The following is a 1,000-nucleotide window of genomic DNA, read 5'->3' as shown; positions in this document are numbered from 1 at the left end:
AAACCGCTAATATTAGCGGTTTTTTTGATGTCTATAACTTCCGTGAAAACATTTTGAAAACATTTGACTGAATTTCTGTGTTTTCAGAGCCGAAAATAAGTCGATTTTGGACTATTTTTGCGCTCCGTGAAAACATTTTGACCCGTTTTTTGCCAAAAGGTACCCGGTGGCTTAGACGTTGGTATTTTTGGACCCTGAAGCAAACCGTGGCTTAGAGGTTCACACCTCCAAGCCACCAGGAACATTTGCCTTATTTATCAGTAAAACAGCTCAATAATCACATGAAAATCATAGAAACGAATACAAAAACTTGATTTCTGCATTCGAGAATCTATGTAGAAACATAAAAAAATAGCCATTTTTGATCTGAAATCAGATGAAAATGACTAAATTCTTACACATGAAGAATAGTTCCTAATCACAATAATGTGCCTTATTTAAGCCATTTTTACGTTGTACTATTCTCATATGAAAATATTTTTGAAAACAAATTTACGGTTTTACGATTGTTTTATCCTTTGAACGCATCGCCAGGATCATTTCTAGTACCCAGACCATCATTTCCTCATCATCGGAATCAATCGCCGTACCATATAGGTTGGTAAAATGCACAAGTTCATCATGAAGGCTTCTGAATACAAACGGATTTCCATAAACAGCTATCTCCTTGCCAAGGAGCGAGTTGATTATGTAATCCTGTTTTGTTAGTCCTGATAACAAAACACGACGTTTTAGAAGTTTGGCTTCCTCTTCAGAAACACGGAAGGAAATAATCTTGTTTCTGAATCTTCCTTTCTGATCTACATTCTTCTTACTCATTGAAAGCACCTCCTCTGAAATCAGTAAGCTTATCAGCAATTGCCTTGTCTTTGGAAGGGAACATATGAGCATAACGATAGGTGATCTTTACGCTTTCATGGCCAACACGGTTGGCAATATCAACAGCAGAGAATCCCATTTCGATCAGCAATGATACATGTGAGTGTCTAAGATCATGGAT

Annotated in this window: 2 protein-coding genes; both read right to left on the bottom strand. The window is 36.9% G+C overall.

The window, feature by feature from the left end:
• Positions 1-492: 492 nt before the first annotated feature.
• Positions 493-819 (bottom strand): hypothetical protein, encoded by a 327-nt coding sequence (locus NE665_RS23775; RefSeq protein WP_256302688.1) that lies wholly within the window; start codon positions 817-819, stop codon positions 493-495.
• On the bottom strand, positions 812-1,000 hold a 189-nt coding region (locus tag NE665_RS23770), incomplete at its 5' end, for a tyrosine-type recombinase/integrase (protein WP_256302687.1). The genes NE665_RS23775 and NE665_RS23770, both read right to left, overlap by 8 nt.

Origin of the sequence: Clostridium sp. DFI.1.208, assembly GCF_024463855.1 — a bacterium.
Taxonomy (GTDB): Bacteria; Bacillota_I; Bacilli_A; order Erysipelotrichales; family Erysipelotrichaceae; genus Clostridium_AQ.
This window is presented reverse-complemented; position numbering and strand designations above follow the sequence as displayed.